The sequence below is a fragment of the Ignavibacteria bacterium genome, assembly GCA_036262055.1.
Lineage (GTDB): Bacteria > Bacteroidota > Ignavibacteria > Tepidaquicellales > Tepidaquicellaceae > DATAJP01.
Genome location: DATAJP010000003.1, coordinates 742406 through 764958, shown reverse-complemented (window position 1 = coordinate 764958; position 22553 = coordinate 742406). Strand labels below are relative to the sequence as shown.

At 34.7% G+C, this 22553-nt stretch carries 15 protein-coding genes and 1 tRNA gene; 5 read left to right on the top strand and 11 right to left on the bottom strand.

Annotated features, from left to right (window positions below):
* Nucleotides 1-2: 2 nt before the first annotated feature.
* Complete coding sequence (locus VHP32_10475) at nt 3-2594, bottom strand: glycoside hydrolase family 2 TIM barrel-domain containing protein (GenBank protein HEX2788322.1); 2592 nt, start codon at nt 2592-2594, stop codon at nt 3-5.
* Between the two features lie 242 nt (nt 2595-2836).
* Here VHP32_10475 and VHP32_10470 point away from each other — a divergent pair, with 242 nt between their 5' ends.
* Both VHP32_10470 and VHP32_10465 read left to right on the top strand, forming a co-directional pair.
* Nucleotides 2837-3646, top strand: a complete 810-nt coding sequence (locus tag VHP32_10470; GenBank protein ID HEX2788321.1) for a hypothetical protein — start codon at nt 2837-2839, stop codon at nt 3644-3646.
* A 53-nt stretch (nt 3647-3699) separates the two neighbouring features.
* Nucleotides 3700-4146 (top strand): DUF2975 domain-containing protein, encoded by a 447-nt coding sequence (locus tag VHP32_10465; GenBank protein ID HEX2788320.1) that lies wholly within the window; start codon nt 3700-3702, stop codon nt 4144-4146.
* Nucleotides 4147-4340: 194 nt separating this feature from the next.
* Here the strand turns inward: VHP32_10465 and VHP32_10460 are convergent, their stop codons facing one another.
* The 3 genes from VHP32_10460 to VHP32_10450 form a co-directional block, all read right to left on the bottom strand.
* On the bottom strand, nt 4341-4880 hold the full coding sequence (locus tag VHP32_10460) for a DinB family protein (protein ID HEX2788319.1): 540 nt from the start codon (nt 4878-4880) through the stop codon (nt 4341-4343).
* Nucleotides 4881-5111: 231 nt separating this feature from the next.
* Nucleotides 5112-5801, bottom strand: coding sequence for an SDR family NAD(P)-dependent oxidoreductase (locus VHP32_10455; protein HEX2788318.1), 690 nt, complete (start codon nt 5799-5801; stop codon nt 5112-5114).
* Between the two features lie 142 nt (nt 5802-5943).
* A tRNA-Arg gene (locus VHP32_10450) sits at nt 5944-6017 on the bottom strand.
* Between the two features lie 302 nt (nt 6018-6319).
* Between VHP32_10450 and VHP32_10445 the strand changes: the two genes are divergently transcribed.
* Nucleotides 6320-6640, top strand: coding sequence for a T9SS type A sorting domain-containing protein (locus tag VHP32_10445; GenBank protein ID HEX2788317.1), 321 nt, complete (start codon nt 6320-6322; stop codon nt 6638-6640).
* 462 nt (nt 6641-7102) lie between these two features.
* On the opposite strand, the gene VHP32_10440 is transcribed toward VHP32_10445, so the two are convergent.
* Entirely contained in the window at nt 7103-7615 is a 513-nt protein-coding gene (locus tag VHP32_10440; GenBank protein ID HEX2788316.1) for a DUF5063 domain-containing protein, read from the bottom strand.
* Nucleotides 7616-8385: 770 nt separating this feature from the next.
* Here VHP32_10440 and lexA point away from each other — a divergent pair.
* Entirely contained in the window at nt 8386-9024 is a 639-nt protein-coding gene (gene lexA / locus VHP32_10435) for a transcriptional repressor LexA (GenBank protein ID HEX2788315.1), read from the top strand.
* A 104-nt stretch (nt 9025-9128) separates the two neighbouring features.
* Here lexA and purB read toward each other — a convergent pair whose 3' ends face one another.
* From purB to VHP32_10405, 6 genes are read right to left on the bottom strand one after another with little or no spacing between them, the layout of a single operon-like run.
* On the bottom strand, nt 9129-10424 hold the full coding sequence (purB, locus tag VHP32_10430; protein ID HEX2788314.1) for an adenylosuccinate lyase: 1296 nt from the start codon (nt 10422-10424) through the stop codon (nt 9129-9131).
* Between the two features lie 9 nt (nt 10425-10433).
* Nucleotides 10434-12980: a SpoIIE family protein phosphatase gene (locus VHP32_10425; protein ID HEX2788313.1), complete on the bottom strand. Its 2547-nt coding sequence runs from the start codon at nt 12978-12980 to the stop codon at nt 10434-10436.
* Complete coding sequence (locus tag VHP32_10420; protein ID HEX2788312.1) at nt 12977-15502, bottom strand: SpoIIE family protein phosphatase; 2526 nt, start codon at nt 15500-15502, stop codon at nt 12977-12979. Before VHP32_10420 ends, VHP32_10425 begins: the two co-directional genes overlap by 4 nt.
* 59 nt (nt 15503-15561) lie before the next feature.
* Entirely contained in the window at nt 15562-18300 is a 2739-nt protein-coding gene (locus tag VHP32_10415) for a patatin-like phospholipase family protein (protein HEX2788311.1), read from the bottom strand.
* Nucleotides 18293-19714, bottom strand: coding sequence for a hypothetical protein (locus VHP32_10410; protein ID HEX2788310.1), 1422 nt, complete (start codon nt 19712-19714; stop codon nt 18293-18295). Before VHP32_10410 ends, VHP32_10415 begins: the two co-directional genes overlap by 8 nt.
* Nucleotides 19711-20352, bottom strand: coding sequence for a thiamine diphosphokinase (locus VHP32_10405; protein HEX2788309.1), 642 nt, complete (start codon nt 20350-20352; stop codon nt 19711-19713). The genes VHP32_10410 and VHP32_10405 overlap by 4 nt, the downstream gene beginning before the upstream one ends.
* A 44-nt stretch (nt 20353-20396) precedes the next feature.
* Between VHP32_10405 and VHP32_10400 the strand changes: the two genes are divergently transcribed.
* On the top strand, nt 20397-22502 hold the full coding sequence (locus tag VHP32_10400) for a BatA domain-containing protein (GenBank protein HEX2788308.1): 2106 nt from the start codon (nt 20397-20399) through the stop codon (nt 22500-22502).
* The last annotated feature ends 51 nt before the right edge of the window (nt 22503-22553 follow it).

Genomic DNA, 22553 nt, shown 5'->3' with positions numbered 1-22553 from the left:
ATTTAATTATAACTCGAAATTAAGTTGATTAGATAGAACGTATTACGCCCGTAGTAAAAATAAGAAATAAATCCGCCATATAATATCAAAATTATTATGACCGCATAAGAAAATGCCCTCAAAATCGAGAACTCCAAAACTATCCTCGCCCCGTTAATCAATCGGTAAAGATATATCAGATGAATCAAAAGAAACAAAATTATTGAGAGAAAAATATACTCCGTATTTGCAAGCCCCAGTTTATAAATTATTGTTCCTATGGGCAGAAAAAGAATGAACGGCAGAGCCGACCAGACTGCAACTTTATAAACATTTTTGAAATTCGCACCTCTTCTCGTGAACAATGAAATAACAAAAATTATTATTGCTGTAAAAAATATCAGCAAAAAATTTATTACCGTTAAAACCGGAATCGAAATCTCAGGGCTGTTCGAAAGCGTTGAAAAGAAAGTTTTTAAAGTGTCCGAAGAAAATATATTCGCCAGCAGCATGTCGAACACATTCGACTCTTTATATAAATTAAATACTGATGCCCAGAATAACGCAATGCCTGCAGAAATAAAAATCGCTAAAACTACATTCAAAAAAGTAGGTATTAAGAACTGTTCGCTTGCAAAAAGAAAAAAGTTCTTAGGTCTGTAAAGACCTTTCCAGAAACTTTCTTTTAAACGTTTCAAGTTCGTAACCAGGAATAAAAAAATAATGTTAAACGCCAGTCCGACAATTATAAAAACATTCGATGAGCTTTGGGAAGAATTGCCTTCGAGAATCTTGGGCGATTCCTGATTGTTTAGCATTCTCTGCACATATTGCTGCGCCTGCTTTGGCTCGCGTTTTTGCGTATAAATACCGTCGGTATTAATAAAATAATTCTCATTTAAAGGGAAATTCAATGGTCTGTCAGCAGTCCAGTCGGCATAGCTTGAAATAATCGAACCGGGAAACTTTGCTTTCACCATACTATAAACATCCATTAAAAATTTTGTCTGATATTCCACCGAATGAATGTCGCTGTACCCGTTCCGGTTGTTATTATTTATTCTTCTTCCGTATCCCGAAATGAAAACTGTTTTGTTCTGAAATTTCTTTGCCAATGAAACATTATTCGCATCATCAAGAAATTTTTTAATGTAATCAAAAGAGTAATGTTCAAGATTCAGGCAAACCACATCAGCTTCATCTATGCATTTTATTTCAGATAAATTTCTTGTCGTGAAATAAACCTTTCTGCTGTCAAGCTTCCCGGCAAGCTCTTTGAAGTCTCTCACATAATTTGAAGAAATTTCCTGCGTAACATCAAAATCATTCCCTATGCCCCACATTAAAATGCTCGGATTATTTCTGTTCACATTAATAACTTCGTCAATATATTCACTTACAATAAATCTGTAATCATCATCCTTCATAATCTCATACGGAACCTCATTGAACGGAATCTCCATCATAACAAACAAACCGTATTTATTCGCAAGACTAATTATATAAGGATGCGCGCTCTTTCCCGGAACTCTGATTACGTTACAGCCAAGGGCTTTAATGTTTTTTATGTCTGCCTCAACCTCACCATAGCTCAATGCCGATGCAAATTTATATGAATCCTCGTAATAATTTATGCCCTTCAGAATCATTTCAGTACCATTTACAATAACAGCATTGCTCGTGAACTTCACATCCCTGAAACCGTAATTCACATTATATTCATCAATCACATTACCTTCTGAATCACTAATCACCGTGCGAATTTTATACAAATTCGGGTTCTGCGGGCTCCAGTAAGCAGGATTTGGAATATTCACGCTGTTCTCAAATGTCTGCGACTTAAAATTCTCGAGATTAAACTTAATCTCATCGCTTTTGCCAACCGTATCTACCGAGTTTGAAGAATCCGTAATCTGTTCGCGGATAACAAACGTTCTCACGCTGAATTCATTGCCGGAATATATCTTAGTCAGCTCTGTTGCCTTGATGTTTATCTTGTTCGTCAGCTTCACGTTCGATGCGCTTTCGTATGAGGTCAAAAACTGAACATCAGATACAAAAATTTTCGGAACCGCAATCAGATAAATATCGCGATTAATTCCTCCGTAATTTTTAGAATAGTTAACCTGATTTGATAGGGGAATGGTATTCGAATAACTCAGACAATTATTAACCTTAATTTCAATCGTGTTATCTTTTGAAATTATATTCTCCTCGATGAGATTTATAATCGATGACGACCCGCCAATATGCTTCGTAACGAAAACACCGTTAATCGAAATCTCCGACTCGTAATTTATCCCCTCAGCTACAAGAATAAAACTATACTTGCTCACAAGCTCATCACTCACTGCAAATCTTTTCTTGAAAATCGTCGTACCGGTGAAATCATACGCAAGCGGAACGATTACCTTTGCAAAATTATGTCCCTCATTAAATGAAAGCTCCCACTGTCCGTTCAGATTTATTAAAGTCCTCTGACTGCTTTCAAGAAAAAGCCCCTTATTTTCAATCGTATCGTTCGTGTTACGTTCAAAAATCCTGACCTGTCCCTGACTTGTGTTGTGAAGTAATAAAAGAAATGTAAATAAAATTAGATATGAAGCTACCTTCATCAGCTATTTTAAGGTAAGGAGTAACTAAAAATAAAAAAATATGAATTAAGAATGTAATTAAGTATATAAATATAAATAATTTAAAACGGAAATTAAATGAAATTCAAATACGGACACTAAAAAATCCCCTCTTGAGAGGGGTGGCACGAAGTGCCGGGGTGTGTTATCAATGAGGCGGAACAAAATCAAAAGCAATTTATTAAATAACATAAATAAGTTATTTTAATATCAAGCGTCAACAATTGAAAAAAGCATATATCATACCGTTAATCTTTATAATCTTTTCCTGCGGTCTCGTTAGCTGGATAAGAGCATTTCACGATCAGGAAGTATATAGAATTATAATCATTAAAAAAGAGTATAACTTTTTTGACGGTGAATATTTCTTAAAAGATTCGAGTGCAACATTTGAAACGTACAATAACAAAAATCAAAAAATAGGGTTAAATAACCGCGAATTTTATGTGTATGATTCTGTAGGCAGAATGATTGAAAAACATGTTTGCATGGATTGGTGTGACAGACCTTATACTTATAAATATTTTTATAATTCTAATGGAAAACTTGAAAAAATTATAACATTTCCGTATAATAATCTTGTTGAACACAATATTTATGATGAAAAAAATCGTTTAATCGAAAAACGAAAAGGGGAAGATCCTTATCTTGATGTTGAATATTATACATATAAAGGCGATTCAATGAATGTTATAAGAACTAATAGGTCAGAATCCTACATAGTGGATAGCTTATATTATGATATAAACAATAGATTAATTAGAAAGGAACGACGAAAATCCGATGAGACTGAAGTGCATATCAGAGAAATGCAATATAATGACTTTGGTTTGCTTAGTATGACAATAGATACAACAATAAATTCAGATACACCATTTATCCATTCTGAAGGTCTACTTATTACCTCATATTATAATAAAATAGAATATAAATATAATAATGAAAGAAAATTAATTGAAGAGATTCAGTATAAACCAGATTACAAAACCCCTTGCTGTAAATATACTTATGAGTATATTTATAAATATAAATAGGGAAATTAATTTCAATTTAATTTTATTCATAGTAGCATTATATTTTAAGTAAGATGAAAAAATCCTTAACAATATTTTCCCAGATTGTAATTGTCCTCATCGGCATCGGGACTCTTGTTTTTATGCTTTGGGAACCACACCTCGAAGGCAGAAATGCAAATGCTTCGGTCTTTGAAATCTACTTCAATGACCCCTTTTTGGCGTATGCGTATTTATCATCGATTTTGTTTTTTGTAGCGCTCTATCAGGCATTCAAAGTGATGGGTTACATAAGGCAAGATAAGACATTCTCTCAGGCAACCGTGAAAGCTTTGCGGACAATAAAATTTTGTGCGTTAGCTCTCATTGGTTTTGTTGTGATAGCAGAAATCTTTATTATGTCAAATACAAGTGATGACCGCGCAGGCGGTGTTGCTATGGGACTCTTTGCCGCTTTCGTTTTTGCTTTAATTGCCACTGCGGCAACGCTCTATGAACGGGCTTTGCAAAGAAAAATTTAAACACAAAACCACTAAATCACAAAAATCAAAATTAATGTCATTCCCGCGAAGTCGGGAATCTAAATGAATATGATTATTAATCTGAAAATTTTAATAGTCTAAAATCAAAATAGCATCATTAAATTCCCCTCTTGAGAGGGGTGGATTCGACGAAGTCGAAGACGGGGTGTGTTTGCTGGTGAATCGAATACCCTTTACTTCTCAAGCCGTATCTTCCATATGTCCCCGAAATCCTTTTTCATTCCACCCATTCCCATTAACAAAAACATCTGCCCGTGAGTATGGTTTTCATGCGAGATTAAACGGTTGACAATATCACGTTTCGTCATTCTTGCTTCATTCTCTCCTCTTCTTACCACAACAATTTCATCCAGCACACTGTCGTCTATGATGTCCAAAAAATCAAGCCACAGTTTTCTCACATCTGTAATTGCATCAATGTATTCCTTGACTTCAAGGGCTTCTTTAGGCGGATGGGCTTCTTCAGCCGGACATCCAATCCATACCGCATAATAATTTCTGTCTTTTAATTCCTGCGGGAGAGTTTCACCGGTAGTTGTTTCATACCACCCGATTTCACACTCGCCAAGATGCATTAGGTATGCGCCAATGCAATCCTCGTTTGGAACCGGCGGAGCGAATAACTGCTCTTTAGTAAGACCTTCAATACCTTTCAAAGTTTTTCTGCGCGCATCTTCAAGCATAAGCTTTAAAAGTTTCGCTTCAGTGTTCATTAATTTAATTTATATATTTGATGTAAACACAAAAATCAATATTAATGTCATTCCCGCGCAGGCGGGAATCTAATGAATATGATTATTAATCTGAAAATTTTAATAATCTAAAATCAAAATAGCCCTCATTAAATTCCCCTTTTGAGAGGGGTGGATGCGACGAAGTCGAAGACGGGGTGTGTCACTTTACTTCTCTCCTTGGGAGTCTCCGCAGGGACTCCAAAGAAACTTTTACTTCTTTTTCGGATTCGTTGGTCTTAACTCAACCTCGCTCACCATTGCATTATCCGGCAGATTAATCGCAAACATACACGCCTCGGCAATGTCTTCCGGACTCAAAATCGATTCTCTCGCCGATGTCAGCACCGAACCCGGATGATCAAAGAAATTCGTATCGACTGACCCCGGACAAACTTTCACAACTCTTATGTTATGCTGTCTTACTTCGAGCATCAATGCGCCTGAAAGTCCCATCACTGCATGCTTCGTAGCGCTGTAAATTGACGCAGTCGCAATCGAACTCTTCCCCGCAATGGATGCCATATTTATTATTACTCCCGAATTCTGCGGAATCATAATCTTCAAAGCATACCGACAGCATAAATATAATCCGCGCACGTTCACCGCAAACATCTCATCAAAATCTTTTGTGGTTGTCTCAGCCAGATTCGCAAACTTCCCGAACCCTGCATTGTTAATCAGCACGTCAAGTCTTCCGAACTCCTTCGCAACGTAATCAAAAAGATTCTTCACATCACCTTCGCTGGCAACGTCCGTCTTAAAATAATTATAATTCGCATTATCGAGACTATGTTTTGTTCTCGATGCATCAATCACTTTATAACCGTCTTTTATCAGAGCATTCACGCAAGCCCTGCCGATTCCTTTTGAACCACCTGTAACAACTGCAATTTTATCCATTTTAACTCCGATTTATATAATTTTTTTTAAAAGAAAATTCCCCCTTAATAAAGGGGATAAAGGGGGTTGTTTCCCTTTATATTTTAAATCATAAACAAAAATAGCGGAGATAAATCCGCTATTTTCAGTTATTTATTGATTGTATGCCCGAGTGGAATCGAACCACTAACCCTCAGCTTAGAAGGCTGATGCTCTATCCGATTGAGCTACGGGCACGTTTTGCATTTTTTTAATGCTTATACTACAATTTAACTATATTTTAAAATCTATTCAATGAATTAATAATGAAATCTACAAAGAAACGCCTAAAAAGAAGTCATTCCCGCGAAAGCGGGAATCCCAGTCTTATATAAAACATAGCCATAAACTTAACCATTTACCGCCAATTATTATAAATAATGCAAATTTTGCTCATTTCCGCATCCTCACACTTTGGCACGGTCTTTGTAACTATAGTGTCAGTCTTTTGAAACAATAAGCAAGAAGAAGGAAAAGTAAAAAGACTAAAAGAAAGAATAATGGAAGCAACACTAAACAAGACAAATTTTTTCCTGAGAATGGTTCAGTATTATAATCTCAATGCACTGGGTAAAGGCAAAGGCGTTAACTGCTGCATAGATTTTAATCTGCCTTATGACAGCGACGTAAAGCTGAACATATTCAACTTATCAGGACAGCTTGCAATGATGGTTTATAACAATAAACATTTGAAGACAGGATTTCATTCAAAGAGAATTGACCTCAACACATTACCGCCGGGGGACTATTATTACGAGCTTGAAACAAATCAAAACAAAGAAATTAAATACCTGAAACACTTAGGTAAGTATAGCAAATAAGTTTAAGAATTAACGGGACTCAAATCCCATAGGGAGACTTCAACTTCAGAAGTCATTCCCGTGAAAACGGTGGGTACCCTTAGGGTCAACCCAGAAGTAACCCGAAACGTTCTCTCAAAGATTTTTCTCTCTCATTTTTTTCTCCTATAACCTACCATAGAAAGCCGGTTGGATAAGTCCACCCGGCTTCTCTTCTTTGTATACCAACTTTTCAAAAATCGCCACAGAGAACACAGAGTAGCACAAAAAGTAAAACACGAAAACCACTAAGTAGCATAAGGGTCATCAGAACAGGAAGAAAAAATAGTTATGTCGTTCATGCGGATGCAGGAATCCAGGCAAGAAGATATTTAACACAAAACACACTAAATCACAAAAATAAAATAAGTGTCATTCTGAGCGATGCGAAGAATCCCATTCTGTCACCCTGAACTTGTTTCAGATTTAATAAGGGAATCTACTTCAATATTCAAATTCATAATTTTCTCGTAAATACCAATGAATAACGTTTAATGCTGAATTTAAATGGTATCCCCAGTGAATAATAAAATCATATTTAAATCCCCATAAGGCATCTTCAATTGATTCTATTTTATTTGTGTCAAAAGAAACTATAGCTTCTTTTATATTTACATAAATATCTGCTAAATCGTCATCCAATGAACCGATAATCGCATCATGTTCCTTTTCATCTAATGGATTAAATACACTCCAATAATAATTAATAGGTAGTCTCTCCTCAATAATTTTTCTTATCTGATTATAATCTATATCAGAAACTTGTGAAGAATTGTTTTCATAGATAATTTCAACAAGTTTAACTTTCACTATGTATTGATATAAATTTAATAAATAATTTTGAATATTATTCAAAAATACTACTCCACTATCTTTGCTCTCTTCAATATATCTGCAATATTCACGGGCGTGTTTAAGGAATTTTTTAAAATCTTCAGATTCTAATATTACTTCCATTGAATTTTCTTTCGGCATCTTTAAAAATATTTTACAAAACTACTAATAATTTATAAATAATAATATATCCGTTATCTTCCTCATCCCAACCCGATTTCTCCTGCAACTCAAATCGTGAATAGCGAAATTGCGAAGTCGTAAAAATTCCCCTCTTGAGAGGGGTGGCAGCGTAGCTGACGGGGTGTGTTGTCTATACATTAAATTAATCTGTGTCATCTGTGTAAATCTGCGGTCTGTCTTTCTCTGTGCCCTTTGTGGCAAACTATTCGTGCAATTTGTGATAATTCGCGGCAAGTCTTAAATAAATAGAATAAAAAATAAAAATGAAAAATTCTTCAATTCTAAACCTCAATCAAACTTTCCACTCTAAAAATAGAATGAATGATAGAATATAAATAGAATGCAAATAGAATAAAAATAGAATGAAAGTAGATTACAAATAGAATAAGATAGAATGATAATTGAATAAAATAATCTGTGCTAATTTGTGTTAATCTGTGGTTCTGTTTTGTGCGTATGCATTATCCTTTTCATTATTATTTTTGCTTAGATGACCCGGAGGGTTCCCCCCGCCTGCGCGTGAATGCCATTTGTTAAAATTTTTGTGTTTTTGTGATTTTGTGATTGCCTTTTTTGTTTTTCTCTACGTTACTTCTTCGCGGGCTTCGTGTCATTCGTGAAATTCGTGGGGCATCTCTCTGCGCCTTCGTGTCTTTATGGCTGTTTGAAATTTGAGTTGACAATCAAAATTATTTATGCCATATTAAGTTATGGTAACAAAACTAACCAAACGTCAGAAGTCAATTCTCGATTATATCGAGAAATATTCTTACAACAACGCTTATCCGCCGACCTTAAAGGAAATCGCCGATAAGTTCAAAATCACCATCGGTACCGTGCAGGACCACATCGCCGCGCTTCAGAAAAAGAACTACCTCGAGCGCGTGAAAGACGTTGCCCGCGGATTCCGCGTAATCCGTCAGGACGATAAAATCGCCGAGCGCATCGACCCGAGCAAATACGAACTCATCCCGCTTTACGGCAATGTAGCAGCAGGCGAGCCCGTTTTTGTCGATGACAACGTTCGCGGATACATCTCGCACACAAAAAGCCGCAACTCGCATCAGATTCATTTTGCTCTCAAGGTAAAAGGGGATAGTATGATTGACTCCGGGATTTATGACGGCGATATCGTAATCGTCCGCAAGCAGGATGCTGCCGATGACGGTGATATTGTGATTGCACTTTTGGAAGATGAAGTTACCGTAAAAACTCTCAAAAACAGCCGCATCAATGCCTATCTCGAAGCCTCAAACTCGAAATATAAGGCAATCATTAACAGACCGTTTTCTATTATTGGTAAGGTAATTGAACTCAGAAGGCAGTATAACCTTATTTCAGCAGCGTAAGATATTTACTACTATTGTTATCCTGAACGAAGTGAAGGATCTCGTTTTAAAAGAGGAGATTCTTCGTTGCACTCAGAATGACACATTTTGTGTTAATAAAATTTTTACTTCACTCCAACTCTTTTAAAAATATAATCAACATTCTTTTTCGATTTTTCGTAATCGAAAATTTCTTTTATATCTTCTTCATTGAGGTATTTCACAACTTCGCCGTCGTTGCGTAAAAGTTTTTCAAACGGCACGCCTTCTTCCCAGCACTTCATTGCTGTTGTTTGAATTATCGCATAAGCATCCTCGCGCTTCATTCCCTTTGCAATCATCCTGAGCAAAGCAGTCTGTGAAAATATTAGCCCGTTAGTAAGATTAATGTTACGTTTAATATTATGCTCATTAATCACAAGATTATCAATCAGCCCATTGAACTTATAAAGAATGTAGTCCATCAGAATCGTTGAATCAGGAAGAATAATTCTCTCGACCGATGAATGCGAAATGTCGCGCTCATGCCAGAGCGGGATGTTTTCTAAAGCCGCAAGAGCATTGCCGCGAATTACACGCGCCATTCCTGAAAGACGCTCCGACAATATCGGGTTTTTCTTATGAGGCATTGCCGAAGAACCTTTTTGTCCTTTTGCAAAAAATTCTTCCATCTCAAGCACTTCCGTTTTTTGAAGATGACGGATTTCAGTCGTATATTTTTCAATGCACGATGCAATGATTGCAAGTGTTGTCATGAACTCCGCATGTCTGTCTCTCTGCAAAATCTGTGTTGCAATATTTGTAGTCTTAAGCCCGAGTTTCTGGCAGACATATTTTTCAACCTGCGGTGAAAGATGCTCATAAGTTCCCACGGCTCCTGAAATCTGCCCGACGCAGATAACATCAATCGCTCGTTTTAGTCTTTCAATGTTCCTTGTCGTTTCATCATACCAAAGTGCAAATTTTAACCCAAGCGTAATCGGCTCTGCATGAACCCCATGCGTTCTTCCAATCATCGAAAGATGCTTGTATTTCTTAGCTTTTGAGTATAAAGTTTTGTGAACACGCTGTAAATCATTGAGCAAAATTTTTCCTGCTTGCTTAAGCTGAACCGAAATCGTCGTATCTACAACATCGGAACTTGTCATGCCCATATGAATAAACCGTGAGTCAGGACCGACATATTGCGCTACGTTCGTTAGAAAAGCAATCACATCATGATTAACTTTTTCTTCGATTTCTAAAATCTTTTTTACGTTGAAGTTGGCTTTCTGCTTGATTGTTGCAAGCGACTTTTTTGGAATCAATCCTTGCATTGCCTGTGCTTCGCAGGCAAGAATTTCGATGTTGAGCCATATCTTATATCTGTTTTCATCAGACCAGATGTAGCTCATTTCTTTTCGGGAGTATCTTTCTATCATAAGGGGAAATCAGGTCTTTACCACAACAAGCGTAATGTCATCATGTTGTTCGGCAAAACCTGTGAATTTTTTTACTGAGTTTACTAACTCTTTAACAATTGTCTTTGAGTCAAAATTCCTGAAGTTTTTGACTATTTCAATTACATTATTTGTGGTGAATTCCTGTTTCTTTTCATTGCGCGCTTCAGTTAATCCGTCGGAATAAAATATAAACAAGCTGTCATCAGATAAATCAAGCACTTCTTCTTCGAGCGTATTTTCAAATAACGATTCGCTTTCGAGACCCAGTCCCATTCCTTTGGTTAGCAGAATATTCACCTCATTGTTTTTTGAAACAAGCGCAGGATTATGCCCCGCTCTTGCAATGCGGACTTTCTTTTCTTTTAAATCGAATAAAGCAACAACCATTGTTACGAAAGATTTTCTTTCGATTTTTTCATGTATCAATTTATTAAGCTCAGTTAATAAAATTTTTGGGGTCTGATAAACTCCCGATGCAAACTGAAGCATTGTCTGAATCTTCGACATATTAAGTGCTGCAGGAATCCCTTTGCCTGAAACATCCGCAACAACAAGAAGAATTTTATCTTCGCTTAATTTAATCAAATCATAAAAATCTCCGCCTATCATTCTTGCGGGCTGTGAATAACTGAAGATATCAAGACCTGCAATGTTATGCTCATCAACCGGTTTAGATTCTTCCTGAATCTGTCTTGCAATCTTTAGCTCGTCTTCGATTTTTTCTTTTGACAACTCCTCCTGCTGCAGACGTGAATTCTCAAATGATATTGCGCATTGTGATGCGAGAGTTTTCAGCAGGTCAATATCTTCTTCGGTGAATGCTTTATTTGAAGCTTTATCGCCGAAGTTCACCGCCCCGATAAGTTTATTCTTAAAAAAAATCGGAGTCGATAAAACTATCCCTTGCTGCTTTATTATGTTTTTCCATTCATCAGGTATTGCCATTTCGTTAAGATTGGCATCGTATAGTAAAACCGGTTCTTTATTATCCCTGTACAAATATAATAGCATATCATCAAACGAACGGTTTGCAATTTCATCATACTTATCGCCGAAGTAATCGCTGAAATTTTTATCGAGCAATTTTTCGTATTCAACATCTTTTATCCATAAGGACACTTTTGAAATACCCATGACCTCCTGAACCGAGGAAGAGATTTTTTTTAATATCTCATTAATGTTTTTCAGATAGGGAAGCTCCTGGGTAAAATCAAGAAGCGACTGCCTGTAATTATATCTTTCCTTATAAAACTGTTTATCTACAAACTGATGAACTTTTTTATTTATGTAATCGAATGAAAGAATTATAACAACTATTGATAAAATTATTATCAATTGTCCGTTGTCACGCAGGTATCCGCTTAACAGCGAATTAAGAACGAACACAATTAAAAGATAAACGCAAATAATAAATGTTGTAAGTATTGCAAACACGATTCCGCGTTTGACAATAAATTCTGTATCTAAAATTTTGTATTTAAAAATTGAATACCCGAATGAAAGCGGAGCTGCCACGATTAAAAACGACGGGAGCAGCAATAGCGGGTTTTGTAAAAACAACGGAACGTTTGTAGAAAATTGAATCGAGAAAAAATAAATAATTCCCGCAGCGGTGAGTATCGTTCCGAAGAGAACTATTCCAAGAGCTTTTTTCAACGGACTGTCTTGAGTAACTCTTCTGTATGATATTATAAGGAAAACTACCCCGGCAATTATATACAAAGATGTAAACGATATTCTTGCTATCCAGCTTGCGAAACTGATTTTCAATACGTTCACAAGAATAAATTGCTGTAAAAAGAAAGCAAGATTTAATCCGTATAAAATGAATATGACGATTCTTCTGTTCCTGAATTGGTACTTAACAGGATAGCTAAGAAAAAAATGCAGAAACATCGGTGGGAATATTACTGTGCACGCCGCAAGAAGCCACGAGATAAACGCTTCGGTCCGGGTCGTAATAAAATTTACGTTTGAGTATGCAACCACACCAAAAGCAGCAGTGCATCCCAAAAAGAAAAATAATTTGGAAGTAAATTCCTTCGGTTTGGAATAACCGACTAACAAGCCCACTATGATAAAACAAAATCCGAATATGCTGAAAATTAAAAATTGCGTATTGAAAAACTTATAAACATAAATCGGCAGATTTAGAACTTCATTGCCTCTCAAAATTGTATAAACTATTGTTTCGTTATCAAATTCATTAAGAATATCCTGAGCCTCAAAACTTCCTTTAAATAATCTTCCGTTTATTGCAACAAGCACGTCACCGTTTTTTATTCCGGCTTCATCTGCAACGCCACCCGGAGTTATCTGAATTATGTAAACTGCAGAATCAAGCCGTGAGTATTCCCGGCCTTGACCTTCGCCTTCTTTTTGTAATTGTTCAACCCATAAGCAATCATCGACAGTTATACGTTCCACAATCATCGTATTGACAAAAATAAGTCCAAGTATAATAAAGCAAAATATTGCAATTGCTATATAAACAAAACGGAATGTGCTGTCGGAAAATTTGTTAAAAAATTTCATAAGGGTTTTATTTTTCCAATTACAAAGGTTATATCATCATTTTGTTCGCGACCGTTTCTGAATTCATTGACGGCGTTAATGATTTTTTCCTTCATTTCTCCGGTATTATTATACGAATTTGAGTTAATAATGTTTAGCAATCTGTCGGTTCCGAACAGTTCATTATTGAAATCCATTGCTTCAATAAGTCCGTCCGAATAAAACATAAAACAGTCATCATCTTTAAATTTAATCTCTGTCTCGAGCATATTTTCCTTGAATAGACCGATTTCATTAATTTGACTTCCTTCTCGGACTAATCCGATACCGATGCCTTTATCCCAGATAATGTTCGTTCCATTGTGTGATTTATAAATAACAGGAGGATGTCCGGCGCGGCAAATCTTCGCAGTCTTTGTTTTTAAATCAAATAATGCCATCACAACGGTAACAAAAGATTTGCGTTCAATTTTATTTTTTATCTGTTTGTTTACTTCAATTAAAATATCCTTCGGGTTTTTGTAAATTTTGGCTGCAATCTGAATCATTGCCTGAATCTTCGACATATACAAAGCTGCCGGTATGCCTTTGCCTGAAACATCTGCAACAACAATAATAATCTTATCATTATCGATTTTTATCAAATCATAAAAATCACCGCCTACAATTTTTGCAGGTTTGTAAAAGCAATCTATTTCAATTCCGTTTATTAGATTTCTTTTGCTGGGTAGTAACCCTTCCTGAATAGTTTGGGCAATTCTAAGCTCTTCCTCAAATTTTCTTTTCTTTATCTCTTCTGCCTGAAGACGCGCGTTTTCAAATGCAATGGCGCTTTGTGAGGCAAGAGTTTTTAACAAATCGATGTCTTCATCAGAATATGCTTTGCCGGATTTTTTCTTTCCGAAATTAATCGCCCCGAGTAAATTATTTTTCAGAAAAACAGGAACGGATAATACAATTTTTTCTTCGGTGAAGATTTGCTTTAACACGGGTTTTATATGCAGCTCCTCAAGATTCACTTCATAAAGCGATACCGGTTCTGAATTATATGCATAAAGGTCTCTGAATGCTTCGCTCAATTTCTCGGATTTTGTTTTTTGATTTTCATCATCTTCAGTCAGTTGTGAATAATATTTGTCATTCAGCCAGATATTGATTGATTCAATTCCGATGGTTTCATAAATCGATTTCCCGATTTTGCTTAAAATCTCATTTATGTTTTTAATATACGGAAGCTCTTCTGCGAACTTGAGCAATGCTTGCCGGTAATTATATCTCTCTCGATAAAACTGTTTGTCAACGAATTCTTTTACTTTTTTATTTACGAAATCAAACGAAAAAGTTATGATTATAATTAAAGAAATTGTTATGAGCTGTCTGTTTGAAACCAAAAATTGGCTTAGAAGTGAATCGATTATATAAAGCACCGCAAGGTAAATACAGATTGTAATTGCAGTTACGAATCCGAAAACAAGGCTTTTTTTGACAATGAACTCGGTATCCAGAATCCTATATTTGAAGATGGAATAACCAAACGAAAGCGGTATGGCAAGCACAAGAATTGTGGGCAGTCTGAAAATCGGGTTCATTCCGAATCTCTCATATATCAATGAAAACAAAAAGAAATAATAGATTAACCCGATTGCTCCAATTAAAAACCCTATCGCTATGACCTTCAGGGATTTTTTTAACTGCGGGTCTTTAATTTTTGTATATGAACGGATGAACAATGCTATGCCGGCAAATAAAAATATTACAGGAGATAAACCTAATAAGTTTCTTAACAAATTCCCTAAGATTACACTCTGATAGGATAAGAAATAAAACGAAATAACCAGAAGGAAAACATAAATATATGCAAAAGCAATGATGCTCTTTCTGAGTCTGAAATTATATTGAATCGGATAAATTGAAAAGAAGTGAAAGAAAAGAGGGAACACAAATATTTCGCCAAACGCAAAATTATACCATATAAAGGAATCCACGGTTATATAATACCATATGCCTCCAAAGACATTAAAGCCAAGCGCTGCAGCGCATCCCAAAAGAAAAAATATCTGGGAAACATACTCTTTAGGTTTGGAATAACCGACAATAAACCCGATGACTAAAAATCCGAACGATAAAGTAAAAAATACATAATAAATCAGGTGGAAATATTTATATACCTTTACTTTGAAATTCAGAAGCTGACCGTTGCGGATAACGGTATAGTTTAAAATCTCACCGTCTTTGGATTTGTTTAGCGTGCTTTGAAAAGTATTAAAATCAAAAAATCCGTTTCCGTTAACATAAACAATTGTATCACCTTCCCTGATTCCGGCGTTATATCCCGCTCCGCCTTCTTTTACATCAATGACAAGAGCTCCTTTTTCAAGCTTCTTGCCGTCATATTCAAATGTTTTTGTTATGTCATCAATAGTAAGACGGTCGGTAAATGTAGCTTTAATAAACACAATGCCGATAATAATCACGCAATAAAGTGTTATTGTGATTATAATGCCTCGTAAATAATTATCGGGTAGCTTATTGAGGAATCTCAATTAAAGTATTGATTTAATAACGTTATAATACGGGAAAAGTATTCATAAAGTTACTAAATTTACAAATCATAACCTATGGAATAATAAAATGTGTAGGGACCAAAAAGAAATGAATCCGATGCCAAACCGCGATTAATAAGGAAAGTTTTTCCGACTGAAAAGGATGCCTCACCTATCGGGGAATCAAATGCAATTGATAGACCGATTCCATGACGTAAATCTTTCAGGCGAATATCTTCTGCATTTTCCCAAACTTTGCCTATGTCATAACGGATTTTAGCATATGTATCGAAAAAGATTTTAACAGGGAATAAATATCTGAGTTCAAATGATGTTTCAAGAATTTGTCTCCCCCGCAGCTGATTTTCCACCATTCCAAAAAAAGATGATTCGCCGCCCATTGAAAATTGGTCCTGGTAGGGGGTTGTCTTATCGGCAAATCCGAAAATAAATCTTGGTTTTAAAGTAAAAGATTTTTTTAAAGAAAAATTCTGCTCATAATTTAAAAATAATCTTGAGTAACTATTGTTGCTTCCCAAATTACTCTGGCTTGTTTCATAAAATAAATTAAGTTTAGTACCTCGTGTAGGAAAAGGAATCTTATCCTGTGAGTCTATAAAACTTCCGACTCTTATTTTTAAAATGCGCAAATCATCTGAAATTACATTACTGCCCGATATTGTCTCCAGCTTATAAAAATCATAAAAAAACTGTCCATATAACATACCAAGCTTTTCCAGCTGCGTCCCCAGTAAAAAGCTTAAACCTCTCCTTAAGTCACGGTATGTTCCGGTTTTTTCACGCTGGAAACTATTCGCCTCGTTATCTGTTATCTCAATATAAGTATTCAGATCATTAGCTCCGTAATATGCAGATAAATTATATGTTAGATAAGTATCAAAAAACCTGTTTGACCTGAACTCACCTCTGAATTCATATCCAATGACACTTGCGCTGGCATTAAACCCGATTTCATTTCCCGTGCCGAGAAAATTTTCATCTCTTAAGTCAATTAGTCCCTGAACTTTCCTTTCATTATCCGATCTTATTGCAAGACGTATATTTCTTGTATTCTTTTCAACTAAATCAACTATCAAATTTTTGTAATAATTATTTATTGTATAATTTAAACTGACTTGCCTGAATAAGTTCATACTGCCAAGGTTCTTCATGCTTTGGGAGAGTTCTGAGCTTGTTACAGGCTTATTCGCGTTTAAAGTCAGTTCACGCATAATTAAAGAATTATTTGTTCTTGAATTTCCTGTTATAATCATTGTATCAATTTTCCCTTCATCTATAATTAAGTCCAAAATTCCGGTATCATACTCAAGATAAAACTTATCAATGTTTGCAAAGCTAAAATTGTTTTCACGAAATTTTGTGAGTATATCTTCATAAAGCCGGAATGCAGAATCAGAATTAATATTAGAACCACCAAAGTTCTGTTTGAAATTCGTTAACAAGGAATCTAAAAAACTATATTCTTGATTAATTTTAATTTCCTTTAAAACGGGATTCATATTTCCATAAAACCTTATATATGCGCCTGTCTCATCTCTTCCGGTAACTGCATATACATTTTTGTAATACCCTGTTTTATAAATAATCTTTAGTGCTTTTTCTATTTCGGTAAACCTGACAAAGTTTTTGTTTAGTAAATTAAATACTTCGTCATTTATATTCTGGGGAAAATAATTTAAATCGTATTCCAATCTCGGATTTGTAACAAAATTATTGAAGTATTTTGACGTGGTTGTTTCAAGCGAATCAATAATATGCAAAAGCTCATTAACTTTTAACTCTGCTGCCTGTTCTCCTTTATTTATTAAAAAATCTATTTTACTGAAATCATTTGATGAATAGTCTCCTAAATCGGGTGTGATAATGAAATCAGCTTTTGATAACTGTATATCGTTCAGTTTATCCATAGTTATCGAAAGTATCTGGTCTGCGGTATTAAGAGGGTTAATTAATTCTTTTGCATCTCTTAATGGACTTGTTGTATTGACGACTATTGTAAAATTACTGCCAAGCTCATCAGCAACATCTGTGGGAATGTTTGCAGTTAATCCTCCGTCAACAAGATTTTTATCGCCAACTTTGGTAGGAGAATAAATTATAGGAAATGTCAATGATGCCTTTATGCTTTCGCTCAAATTTCCCTTTGTTAAAACCTCTCTTTCTCCATTGTCTATATTTGTAGCAACTGTTGCAAAGGGAATTTTTAATTTAGTGAAGTCATTTTTATCATTATAAAGTGAATTAAGAACCTGGAGGTTAATAAGTTCTAAAATGTTTTGTCCATTTGAAAGAGAAGTTGGTATTACAGGTGAGAACCCCTCAAGAGAAATTGTCAAAAGGCTCTTATCCTGGATTCGTTTTTGTTCAAAATATAAGTTCTCACGAACGGAAGAATTTGAAAGGCGTAAAGTATTCTCCCAATCAATTTTAGCAAACATTTTTTCAAGTTCAACAGGTTTATAACCGCTTGAATATAAACCTCCGACTAAGCTTCCTATGCTGGTTCCTACAATTAAATCAACCGGAACGTCGTGTTTCTCCAAAATTTTTAGCACACCGATTTGTGATATTCCTCTTGCGCCGCCTCCGCTGAGCACAAGTGCATATTTGTTTTTGTTTATTTTTCCGGGAAATACATTAAAGAGAACAGAATCAAATTGATACTTTGGTTTTAATTCCAATTCAATTATTGAAGTTGTAGAATCTTGTGCTCTGAGAAAGCTGCACGAAAGAAACAAAAAACCAATTATAAATATTTTAGAAAAACTTTTAAGCATTATTAAGCTTAGACTTTCTTTGAATTAAATATCCTGTTAAATAAATAAGCAATCCTGCAAACAACCCCGGATACATCGGTTCCAGATTTAATGGATAAACCGGGTAACCTCCATTTATATTAATATTTCCGTATAAAAATGAAACAAGCGAAATAAAAAACGAGGCAAGCATTGCAAAGAAAATAAATTTCCCCTCCACTTGCAACTTATTCGAATAAGAAGTTACAACACCTATAAGCAAAGCGGGTATCACAAGACTGCCTATTGTGTACCACATTGCTACCACTGATGGAATAAGAAAAATAATTAATAATGAAATAATACTCGTGATTAAAATTCCTGCCTGAGTATATAAATTCTTGTCGCCTTTCATCTTAATGTTCCATTTAGAAATTTTTGAAAATACATCATTGCCCAACGTAGAAGCAGAAACGAATACATAAGAATGAAGCGTCGACATAATCGTTGCAATTAATCCCAGAAAAAATAATGCTTTTATTCCCTGAGGCAAAATCGCATCAGCAAGAACAGGATAAGCAAATGTCGGGTTTTCGAGATTTGAAAAATATGCCGCCGCATAAAGTCCTGTTAGTAATGTCAGCATGTCAAATATAAACCAAAAAATTAAGCTGATGAACACACCATTTCTTGCAACCTTTTCTGTCTTTGCTGCATAACATCTTTGATGAAAAGACGGGTCAACGATTGCCCATGCCCCTATAAAAAACCAAACCAAAATATATTGAAGTGAATTTCCCCCTGTTAAATCAAGATGCAAGTCTGACAAATTTTCACTCAAATAGTTTAAGCCGCCGATATTTGCGAAACAAAAAGGTATGATGACCGCAAACCCGACATACATTAGTATGAATTCAAATTTATTTACGTTCACATCTGCTTTCAGTCCACCCTTAAACAAAAATAATATTGATACCAGCAGCGACACAATTACCGAAAGCAATAAAGACCATCCAAAAATTAATTGCATCAAAATCCCCATCATGAAAATATACGGGGCAGGTGTTGTAAGTAAAAAAATAAAAAACGCTCCGAGCAAGCTCACGCTTTTCCCATATGTAGCTTCGAGCTTGTCAGGAATTGTGAACATATTTGTCTTTTTAATTTTGGATGCAAAGAACAAAGCAAATATTATTATAAAAAAATAATACGGGAATGCGTTCAGAAACCAGCTTGAAATCCCGAATGTGTAAACAAATTCACCAACTCCTAAAACACCTCCGTAAAAAGTCGAAACTAATGTCGCCACAAACGCAGGCAGAGTCAAAGTTCTTCCCGCAACTAAATAATCAACTTTGGAATTTTCAGTGTTCTTGGATTTTAAACCAATGTATATAGCGATTAAAAAATATACAACAATTATAATGTAATCTAATATCGTGAATTGAATCATCATTCCCAAAAATGTCTTTTAAACAACAATAAATCACCTTTCTTAAATTTAATCTTCACTTCATCTGAAACAGATTCATTTAAAGTTCCTTCACGAATTCCAAAATACAGAGTTTCATTTTTAAGAGGATACTTTAAGCCTTCTGTTGTTACATCCGTTGCATAAGGTATGCCCAAAAATGAAACTATCTTATTTTTTTTGTATTTAAAGGATAAGGATTTGCCACAGTAAAACGATTCGTATTTATTATCGTATAAAGTTATACTGCTATTTTTGTAATATCGTTTTAGAACGCTAAGATTGTTCAAAGTATGGTCATAACGTCGGCTCATTGCACCAAAAACCGAGATTTTTTTAATTTTTAGACTAATAATATAATTTAAAGCTTTTTCAAAATCGGTCGTTTCTTGTTCTTCAAGCTTAATAATTTTAACTTTTTTTTTGGAAAAATATTTTAAGTTTTTCGCAGTGATAGAATCAAGGTCACCTATGATAATATCGGGAATGATTTTTAGCTTCCTAAGATAGTTCGAAGCACCGTCGGCACTGACTTTTAATGACTTTTTACTTAAAAACTTATTGATAATTTTGATATTCGTTTTATTACCGTTGAGGAATAAAACAGCAGAATTTTTGCTCATCTGAATAATTTTGTGAAAAAAATAAACTAATAAAATTCAAATTAATGTCTTTCCTTAACGTTGCGGCTTTGTGGGGGTTAATTGCGGTCAGCATTCCCATATTAATTCATCTTTTTAATCTGCGCAAAGTTAAAAAAGTTGAGTTCTCGACATTAATGTTCCTCAAAGAACTGCAAAAATCCAAGCTCCGAAGAATAAAACTGAAACAGTTGCTGCTTCTTGCATGCCGCATTTTGATTATTACATTTGCCGTTCTTGCTTTTGCAAAACCTGTTGTTAATAACCTTTCTGCAGGAAATTCATCCGCAACTAAAACTGCTTTGATATTCATAGATGATTCGTTCAGCATGAACATAAAAAATGCAAATGGAACATATCTCGACCAGGCAAAAACATATGTTAGTAATATTCTTGCAAATTACAAAGAAACCGACAACGTTTATTTAATTCCTGCATCTAATATTTATCTCAAAGACAAAAATTTTATTTTTTCGAGCTTTAAAGAGTTTAATGATAATCTCGCAAATATAAATTATTCTTATGTGAAAACAGATTTTCCCGCAATGATGAATTTTGCAAATGAAATTTTAAGTAACTCCAATACTGTGAACAACGACGTTTTTGTTATCTCTGATTTTCAGGATGTTAATTTTTCAGCAAACGCAGAACAAACATTAAGCGATAAATTTAAAAATGCAAATTTGTATTTGCTGAGTTTTGACAGAAGACAGGCAAATAATCTCAGTATTGAAAACTTAAAATTTTCTTCGCCTGTAATCGAAAAGGGAAGCAGTGTAAAGCTCAAAATAGATTTTAAAAATAATTCTAATATTGATGTTAAGAACAAACAAATAAATTTGTTCCTAAATAATCAAAGAGTCGCAGAGCGTTATGCTGATGTTATATCGGGTTCAACTCAGTCCGTCGAGTTTTCTTTTCCGGTTAATCAATCGGGTATAAACTCAGGTTATCTTGAACTTGTGCAAAATGATTTTTCGGAAGATGAGTTAAAAGAAGATAATTATATTTATTTCACGCTCGATGTTCCTGAAAATTATAATTTTTTGATTTATGAACAGGAACCAGGAAGTAGTAAGTACGTTGAGTTAGTACTGAATTCAGTAAATCAATTGAGCGCTGATTCACTTAAAAATACTTATGCTATAAATTTTAATAAGACAAATAATCTTAGTCAGAACTTGAATAATTTTGATGCTGTTATTTTAACAGGCGTAAATAATATAAATGAAAGCGATGCAAATGCTTTATATGATTATGCAATTAAAGGAGGCGGTTTTTTTGTTTTTCCGGGAAATTCTCCTGATTTAAATAATCTCAACTCAAATTATTTTTCAAGATTCAATAACATAAAAATTAATCAGGAAATCAGCGGTAATCCTGAATTGAAATTTGAAAATCTAAATTACAGTCATCCCGCATTAACGGGAATTTTCAGAGATGAATCAAATCAGGTTGAGTCACCGTCAATCAGGAGCTTTTATGAAATTTTAAAATCGGAAAACTCAAATGCTCTCATAACTCTGAACAACCAGAAAGATTTTCTGATTGAGTCGATAACAGGAGAAGGAAAAATTATTGTGTCATCGGTTCCGGCAGATTTAGTTAAATCAAATTTTCCGATGAACTCAATTTTTGCCCCACTTATGATGAGAAGCTTATTATATCTAAGTTCAGAGTTCAATCCTAATACATATTATGAAGTCGGGAAGGTTAATATCATTCCTTTGCAATCTACATCGACACAATTAAATATTAAATCATCACAGCAAAATATTTTAAACATAAATAATTCTTCAGGCTCAGGTTATCTTATGGTTCCGTTCTCAAAAGAAACTGCGATGATAGGGAACTATGAAGTTCTTGACTCGGCAAACAATTTGGTAACTTCATTTGCTTTAAACAAAAATTCAGTTGAGAGTAATTTATCTTTTACGGAAGAAAGTTCTGTTGAGGATTATTTTAATAATGCGGGTATCAATAATGTAACTTCAATCAACGAGGGGGAAGCAATTTCATTTAAAATCCAGCAAGCCGGAACAGGAATGGAACTCTGGAGCTATTTCTTAATCCTTGCTTTGCTTTTAATAGGAGTGGAATATTTTTTATCAAAAAATATTGAGGAGAGTTGAAAATTAATTCCTAATAATAGGAAGTCATTCCCGCGCAGGCGGGAATCCCAG